Annotated in this window: 4 protein-coding genes and 2 pseudogenes; 5 read left to right on the forward strand and 1 reads right to left on the reverse strand. The window is 67.0% G+C overall.

All coding sequences use genetic code 11. The features are described from left to right. Window positions 1-55 precede the first annotated feature (55 nt). The 5 genes and pseudogenes from MRBLWO12_RS19410 (at window position 56) to MRBLWO12_RS19430 (ending at window position 6,818) form a co-directional block, all read left to right on the forward strand. Window positions 56-1,164 (forward strand): annotated as a pseudogene (locus MRBLWO12_RS19410) (extracellular solute-binding protein). 63 nt (window positions 1,165-1,227) lie between these two features. Next, window positions 1,228-2,964, forward strand: a complete 1,737-nt coding sequence (locus tag MRBLWO12_RS19415) for a glycoside hydrolase family 35 protein (protein WP_341975481.1) — start codon at window positions 1,228-1,230, stop codon at window positions 2,962-2,964. Window positions 2,965-3,048: 84 nt separating this feature from the next. After that, window positions 3,049-4,508 (forward strand): annotated as a pseudogene (locus tag MRBLWO12_RS19420) (MFS transporter). Window positions 4,509-4,650: 142 nt separating this feature from the next. Beyond that, a complete protein-coding gene (locus MRBLWO12_RS19425) occupies window positions 4,651-4,857 on the forward strand; it encodes an AsnC family protein (RefSeq protein WP_341975483.1) in 207 nt (68 codons plus the stop codon). A 74-nt stretch (window positions 4,858-4,931) separates the two neighbouring features. After that, entirely contained in the window at window positions 4,932-6,818 is a 1,887-nt protein-coding gene (locus MRBLWO12_RS19430; RefSeq protein ID WP_341975484.1) for an ABC transporter ATP-binding protein, read from the forward strand. Window positions 6,819-6,941: 123 nt separating this feature from the next. Here MRBLWO12_RS19430 and MRBLWO12_RS19435 read toward each other — a convergent pair. Then, on the reverse strand, window positions 6,942-7,637 hold a 696-nt coding region (locus tag MRBLWO12_RS19435; protein WP_363558695.1), incomplete at its 5' end, for a phosphoenolpyruvate carboxykinase domain-containing protein.

Genomic DNA, 7,637 nt, shown 5'->3' on the forward strand with positions numbered 1-7,637 from the left:
CCCCTCTGCGGAGGCACAGGTCAAGGCGTTCCAGAAGGAGTACCCGAACGTCAAGGTGAACCTCGTCAACGCGGGTACCAACAACGAGGAGTACACCAAGCTGCAGAACGCGATCAAGGCGGGCTCCGGCGCGCCTGACGTCGTGCAGATCGAGTACTACGCCTTCCCGCAGTTCGCGCTCACCGACGCGTTCGCCGATCTGTCGCAGTACGGCTTCGCCGACTTCGAGGACGACTACACCGCCTCCACCTGGAACTCCGTCACCGACGGCGACGCGATCTACGGCCTGCCGCAGGACTCCGGCCCATGGCACTGTTCTACAACAAGGCCGTCTTCGACGCCGCTGGCGTCGCCGTACCGACCACCTGGGACGAGTACTACGAGGCCGCCAAGACGATCCACGCCGCCAACCCGTCCGCGTACATCACCAACGACATCGGCGACGCGGGCTTCGCGACCTCGATGATCTGGCAGGCCGGCGGACAGCCGTTCCAGACGTCGGGCACCGACGTCACGCTCGACCTGGCGGACGCCGGAACCAAGAAGTGGACCGAGAACTGGAACCGCCTCGTCGAGGAAGATCTCCTGGCTCCCTACGGCAGCTGGAGCGACGAGTGGTTCCGCGCCCTCGGCGACGGCAGCCTCGCGACCCTGGTGATCGGAGCCTGGATGCCGGGCAACCTCATCTCCGGAGCCCCCGACGGCGCCGGAGACTGGCGGGTCGCACCGATGCCGACCTACGACGGCACCGCAGCAAGCGCTGAGAACGGTGGCGGCGGCCAGGCTGTCACGTCGCAGAGCAAGAACCCGGAGCTCGCAGCCGGCTTCCTGTGGTGGCTGAACAACTCCGAGGAGAGCATCTCGATCTTCCTCGAGAGCGGCGGCTTCCCGTCGACGACGGCCGAACTGTCCAGCGAGGAGTTCCTCAGCGACGCACCCGAGTACTTCGGCGGCCAGAAGATCAACGAAGTTCTCGCCGGGGCTGCAGACGACGTGGTCGAGGACTGGAGCTACCTGCCCTACCAGGTCTACGCGAACAGCATCTTCGGCGACACCGTCGGTCAGTCGTACCAGAACGGCACCGACCTGAACGAGGGTCTCGCCGCCTGGCAGGATGCGCTCGCCGAATACGGCAACGCGCAGGGCTTCACCGTCAACAAGTAACCTCCGAACCGGGCGGGCGGGATTCGATCCCGCCCGCCCCACCATGATCGAAAGCACTACAACGTGACCTCCTTCTCCATCGGCGAGTCCGACTTCCTCCGTGACGGCCGGCCCCACCGCGTGATCTCCGGCGCCCTCCACTACTTCCGCGTGCACCCGGATCAGTGGCAGGACCGCATCCGCAAGGCGCGGTTGATGGGTCTCAACACGATCGAGACCTACGTCGCGTGGAACGCTCACGAGCCGCGACGAGGGGAATGGGACGCGAGCGGCTGGAACGATCTCGGCCGGTTCCTCGACCTCGTGCATGCCGAGGGCATGGATGCCATCGTGCGCCCCGGTCCCTACATCTGCGCGGAATGGCACAACGGCGGGCTGCCGACCTGGCTCACCGGAGCGGGCCGCGAGCTGCGCTCCTCCGAGCCGGCATATCTCGCCGAAGTCAGCGCTTACCTGCGCCGCGTGTATGAGATCGTCGCCCCGCGCCAGATCGATCACGGCGGACCCGTGGTGCTCGTGCAGATCGAGAACGAGTACGGAGCGTACGGTTCCGACAAGGCTTACCTCGAGGCGCTCGTCGAGGTCACCCGGGACGCCGGCATCACCGTTCCGCTCACCACAGTCGACCAGCCCATCGACCAGATGCTCGACGATGGCAGCCTTCCCGGCCTTCATCGGACCGGCTCGTTCGGCTCACGCAGCAACGAGCGCCTGGCGACCCTTCGCAGGCACCAGCCGACCGGCCCGCTGATGTGCTCCGAGTTCTGGGACGGCTGGTTCGACTGGTGGGGCGGTGTGCACCACACCACCGATGTGGCCGTCGCCGCGGAAGAGCTCGATGCTCTCCTCGCCGCCGGAGCCTCGGTGAACATCTACATGGTCCACGGCGGCACGAACTTCGGCCTCACGAACGGCGCGAATCACAAAGGCCGTTACCTTCCGCTGGCCACGTCGTACGACTACGACGCTCCCCTCGACGAGGCGGGCAACCCCACCGCGAAGTTCTTCGCGTTCCGTGACGTGATAGAGAAGTACGCCCCCGTGCCGGATGACCTGCCCGAACAGCCCGCAGCGGCACCGGTGTTCACCGTGCCGCTCACCCCATCGGGCGCGTGGACCGATGCCACGGCATCCGCTGCGCCCACCGACGCCCCGGCGACCTTCGACGACCTGAATCACCTCAGCTCCCTCATCCGCTATGACATCGATCTGCCGGACTCCGCGGGTGGCGTGCTCCGGATCGACGGCGTCCGCGACATCGGCTGGGTCAGCGTCGACGGCCAGAACGTCGGAACCCTCTCGCGGATGCGTCACGACCGGGCGATCTCGATTCCTGCCGGGCACACCCTCAGCATCCTCGTCGAGGATCAGGGTCGCGTGAACTACGGCCAGCGCCTCGGCGAGGAGAAGGGCCTGATCGGCACCCCGACTCTCGACGATGTGCCGCTGCATGGCTGGCGCGCAACGCCACTCGATGTCGCGAGCATCGCTGCCGACGTCGCCGAACGCGCAGGAGAGGCTCCCGCCGTCGCCGGAGCCAACGCATGGACGAGCGAGTTCACGCTGGAATCCTCTTCGGATCTGTTCCTGGACATCTCATGCTGGGGCAAGGGCTACGCGTTCGTGAACGGCTTCTTCCTCGGCCGCTACTGGCGCAACGGACCGCAGCGCACGATGTACGTCCCGTCGCCGGCGACGAAGGCCGGCACGAACCGGCTGGTCGTTCTCGAACTCGACCAGCTGCTCGCGCCGCGCGCTGGTTTCGTCGCGGAGCTCTCTCTGGGCGACACGGAGGAATGACGCGCGCCGGGTTCGCACAGCTGACGTTCAGGAAGGCGTAAACTCCCACGTGCTCCGCACGGAGCGACGATCGGAGGAGCACTCTTGAGCACTGCAACAGCGCCCGCGAACCCGCGCTCACGGGTCATCACGGCGAGTCTGGTCGGCACGACCATCGAGTTCTACGACTTCTACGCCTACGCGACGGCAGCCGTGCTCGTGTTCCCCGTGCTGTTCTTCCCGACCGGGAACGACACCACATCCCTTCTTGCCTCGTTCGCGGTGTTCGGCGCCGCGATGGTGGCGCGCCCGATCGGCGCGATGGTCTTCGGACATTTCGGCGACAAGTTCGGTCGCAAGGCGACGCTCGTCGCCTCCCTGCTCACGATGGGCATCGCGACTTTCATCATCGGGCTGCTCCCGACGTTCCAGCAGATCGGCTGGGTCGCAGCTCTTCTGCTGCTGATTCTGCGCCTGGCGCAGGGATTCGCGCTCGGCGGCGAATGGTCGGGCGCGGCGCTGGTCGCCACCGAGAACGCACCGAAGGGCAAACGCGCCTGGTACGGCACCTTCCCCCAGCTCGGCGCACCGCTGGGATTCATCATCGCCAACGGATCTTCCTCGCCATCAACTGGCTGCTGCCGCACGGTGAGAATCCGGCGCTGAAGTCCGAAGCCTTCCTCGCCTGGGGCTGGCGGATCCCGTTCCTCTTCTCCGCCGTCATGGTCATCATCGGCCTGTGGGTGCGTCTGAAGCTCGTGGAATCCGAGACCTTCACGAAGGCGACCGAGAAGGGCGCGATCCGCAAACTTCCCCTCGCCACCGTCTTCCGGCACCACTGGTGGCACCTCATCCTCGGCACATTCATCATGCTGGCCACGTACGTGCTGTTCTACCTGATGACGAACTTCACCCTCAGCTACGGCACCAAGGCGGCTTCGCTCGACACGGCATCCGCCGCAGCCCAAGCCGCCGCCGAGGCAGCGGGCAAGGACTTCGACGCCGCCGCGTTCGCCGATCAGTTCTATCCCGGACTCGGATTCGGCTATACCGACTTCGTGCTGATGCAGATCGTGGGTGTGGTGTTCTTCGGTATCTTCACGCTCGTCAGCGGTCCGCTCGCCGATCGGATCGGCCGCCGCAAACTCCTGCTGGGCGTCACAGGTGCGATCGTGCTCTTCGGACTCACGTTCAACTTCTTCCTCCTGCCGCAGGCGACACCGGCCCTCACCGCAACGATGACGCAGATCTTCCTCATCGTCGGCTTCCTGCTGATGGGTGCGACCTTCGGGCCGATGGGGGCCATGCTGCCCGAGCTCTTCCCCACGAACGTCCGCTACACCGGCTCAGCGATCTCCTACAACGTCTCGTCGATCCTCGGTGCCGCGGTGGCGCCGATCATCGCCGTCGCCCTGTGGGCCGCAGCCGGCGGTGAGCCGTGGCTGGTCGGCTTCTACCTGTCGGCGATGGCCGTGTTGACGTTCATCGCGCTGATCTTCGCGCCGGAGACGAAGGACATCGACTACGAGGAGGACCTCGGGCTCGCGGCCGCGGTCGAGCTGTAGCTCCCCGTTCCCTTCAAGGAGCGCAAAGGGCTGCATTTCCTCGCGAAATGCAGCCCTTTGTGCTCTTCGAAGCACGTGACGTCAACCTCTGTTGACAAAAGTTCCTGAGTCAACAAGTATTGACGCAGGAGGAGGTCCACTCATGACTTTGCAGACCGCGATCGCACAGGAAGACGGGGGCGAGCCCCTGGCCGAACTGCATCGGCTCGCCGGCGCCCGGCAGGAGATCGCGCGCAGCGAGGAAGCCCAGGTGCGCCGCGCACGCAATGCAGGGTACTCCTGGCAGGCGATCGCGAGCGCGCTCGGCGTGACGAAACAGGCTGCGCACCGCAAGTACGGCCGAAGCTGATCACTCAGCCGACCCACAGAATCCGTCTTCACAGGAAGTACGGTCGAAGTACCCCTTCTAGATCGAGGTCCCGAATGTCCCGCACGGCGACGCCACGCCGACGCGGACGAGGCGCGCAGCAGGATGGTCCGCGCGCCACGTTCCGCCAGCTTCTCCCCTTCCTCTTCGAGCACAAGCGCACTCTCGTCGTCGTCGCGGTGCTGAGTGTGGTGGGAGCAGCGACTTCACTCGCACAACCCCTCCTCGTCGGCCAGGTCATCGAGGCGGTGCAGTCCCAGCGCGGCCTGGGGATCCTGGTGTGGGTGCTCGTCGGACTCGTGGTCGTGTCGTCGGTCATCTCCGGCTACCAGCACTATCTCCTGCAGCGCACCGGCACCGCCGTGGTCCTGTCGAGCCGCCGAAAGCTCATCGCCCGCATCCTGCACCTGCCGATCAGCGAGTTCGACGCCCGCCGAACGGGCGACCTCGTCTCGCGCGTCGGAACCGACACGACACTGCTCTACGCCGTGCTCACGCAGGGGCTGGCGGATGCCGTCGGCAGCGCCATCCTGTTCCTCGGCGCCCTCATCGCCATGCTCATCATCGACCCGATCCTCCTCCTGCTCATCGTGGTGGTGATCGGCGTCAGCGTCGTGGTCGTCACCATCCTCAGTGGACGCATCCGCACCGCATCCACGGCGCAGCAGGAGAAGGTGGGCGAGCTCGCCTCCGGCGTGGAGCGCGCCGTGGGATCGATTCGCACCATCCGCGCCTCCGGTGCCACCGAGCGCGAGACCACCGCCGTGTCGGAACTCGCCACCGACGCCTACGGGCTCGGCGTGAAGATCGCGAAGATCTCGTCGCTCGTCGTCCCGATCGCCGGCATCGCGCTGCAGCTGTCTCTGCTCGTGGTTCTCGGCGTGGGCGGGTTCCGTGTCGCGGCCGGCGCGATCACGATCGCTTCGCTCATCACGTTCATCATGTTCCTGTTCATGCTGGTGATGCCGCTCGCCTCCACATTCGGTGCGATCACCTCGGTGAATCAGGCCCTCGGCGCCCTCGGCCGTATTCAGGAGGTTCTGGACCTGCCGACCGAGGAACAGGACGACGCGGTGGCTGCGGCATCCATTTCCCGTTCCGGGTCCGACGTGGATGCTCCCGCTGTGGAGTTCCGCGATGTGCGATTCCAGTACCCCGAGAACGTCGTCGCCGCACGTCAGGCCGCCGCCCTCGCCGCGCACACGCTTCTCGCCGATGCCCATCTGGAGCGCGCGGATGACGCGGGCACCCCGGCTCCGGCACGGGAAGTCCTGCGCGGCGTCTCGTTCGCCGTACCACGCGGGGCGCGCGTCGCCCTCGTCGGGCCGAGCGGCGCCGGCAAGAGCACGATCCTCTCCCTCCTCGAGCGGTTCTACGATCCGACCGGCGGCTCCATCCGCCTGCACGGTCACGACGCCCGCACCTACCCGCGCGACGAGCTGCGCGCGCACTTCGGCTACGTGGAGCAGGATGCCCCGACGCTCGCGGGCACCCTGGCCGACAATCTGCGGCTCGCCGCTCCTGCGGCATCCGATGCCGACTGCGAGCGCGTGCTGCACGCGGTGAACCTCGGCGACGTGCTCGAGCGGAGCCCGCTCGGCCTCGAGGCGCCCGTCGGAGAGGACGGCGTGATGCTGTCCGGCGGCGAACGTCAGCGCCTCGCCATCGCGCGGGCGCTGCTCACCGAGGCACCGATCCTGCTGCTGGATGAATCGACCTCGTCACTGGACGGCGTCAACGAACGGCGGATGCGAGAGGCCATCGACGCCGTCTCCTCCGACCGCACGCTCATCGTGATCGCGCACCGCCTGTCGACCGTCGTCGACAGCGACCTCATCATCGTGCTGCAGGACGGGGCGGTGGTGGGTCAGGGGACGCACACCGAGCTCGTCGAGTCCACACCGCTCTACCGCGACCTCGCCAGGCATCAACTGCTGGCATGAGCGACGGCGGAACGCCGGAGACCACTCAGCCATGGGCTGTCTCCGCCATTCCGCCGTCGCTGGTTCGGCACCCTGCGGGCGCCTGGGGTGCCGGATCCCCCGAACCGGCACCTTGTCTGGGTGCTACGCCTTAGCGAGGCGGTAGCGCAGCGACGCGAGCTCGGCGCGCAGCGCGGCCGGCAGCTTGTCGCCGAAGGTGTCGAAGAACTCCTCCGTCAGGTCGGCCTCGGCGAGCCAGGCCGCCGAGTCGATCGAGAACAGCTCGTCGAGATCCGCCTGCGCGATGTCGAGTCCGTCCAGATTGAGGTCCTCCACCCGCGGCAGTCGGCCGATCGGGCTGTCCACCGCCGGCACCTCGCCCGCGACGCGACGGATGATCCAGTCGATGACGCGCGAGTTGTCGCCGAATCCGGGCCACAGGAACCGGCCGTCGGAGCCGCGGCGGAACCAGTTCACCTGGAAGATACGCGGCGCCCGGTCGAAGCGGAGGCTGCGGCCGACCTTGAGCCAGTGCGCGAAGTAGTCGCCCATGTTGTAGCCGCAGAACGGCAGCATCGCGAACGGATCGCGACGCAGTTCTCCGAGCGTGCCCTCGGCCGCTGCCGTGCGCTCCGACGAGATGGTCGACCCGAGGAACACCCCGTGCGTCCAGTCGGTCGCTTCGACCACGAGCGGGACGTTGGTGGCACGACGACCACCGAAGAGGATCACGTCGAGCGGCACCGCCTGCTCCCAGTCCTCGGAGATCTGCGGGCACTGCGCGGCCGAGACGGTGAACCGCGAGTTCGGGTGCGCAGCAGGGCGACCCGATTCGGGCGT

This window comes from Microbacterium sp. LWO12-1.2, assembly GCF_040675875.1.
GTDB lineage: Bacteria > Actinomycetota > Actinomycetes > Actinomycetales > Microbacteriaceae > Microbacterium.

Excerpts from the sequence above, each read along its gene's own strand:
- MRBLWO12_RS19425 (WP_341975483.1), top strand. The coding sequence starts at position 4,651 with ATGACTTTGCAGACCGCGATCGCACAGGAAGACGGGGGCGAGCCCCTG.
- MRBLWO12_RS19430 (WP_341975484.1), top strand. The coding sequence starts at position 4,932 with ATGTCCCGCACGGCGACGCCACGCCGACGCGGACGAGGCGCGCAGCAG.